At 56.9% G+C, this 334-nt stretch carries 1 protein-coding gene (cut by a window edge); it reads left to right on the top strand.

Annotation, left to right across the window (positions count from 1 at the left end; all coding sequences use genetic code 11):
* A protein-coding gene (locus tag GJA_RS25585; RefSeq protein ID WP_197539816.1) for a carbamoyltransferase C-terminal domain-containing protein crosses the window boundary here: on the top strand, positions 1 to 333 show its 3' portion. 12 nt of this gene lie to the left of the window's left edge; only the last 333 of its 345 coding nucleotides appear in the window; the start codon falls outside the window, past its left edge; the stop codon is at positions 331 to 333.
* Position 334: the final 1 nt, after the last annotated feature.

The raw sequence follows: 334 nt of genomic DNA, 5'->3' as shown, positions 1-334 counted from the left end.
GATCACCCTGCGCCGTTCATGACCTTCACCTTTGAGGTGTCGGAAGAGTGGAAGACCCGCGTGCCGGAAGTGGTCCATGAAGATGGCACCTCCCGCGCCCAGGTGCTCAAGCGCGAATACAACCCGCGTTACTACGACATGATGAAAGAGCTGGAAGTACTGACCGGCAACGGCGTGTCTCTGAATACCTCGCTCAACCGTCGTGGCGAAGCGATGATCTGCTCGCCGACCGATGCGCTGAACATGTTCTTCGGTTCCGACCTGCAGTACCTGATCATGGAAGATATCCTGGTCGTCAAAGACGGTGTGGACCCTTATGACTCGGTCGACTGAG

Source organism: Janthinobacterium agaricidamnosum NBRC 102515 = DSM 9628, assembly GCF_000723165.1.
GTDB classification, from domain to species: Bacteria; Pseudomonadota; Gammaproteobacteria; order Burkholderiales; family Burkholderiaceae_D; genus Janthinobacterium; species Janthinobacterium agaricidamnosum.
Note: the sequence above shows the minus strand (reverse complement) of the source record. Positions and strands in the feature narration are given on the sequence as shown.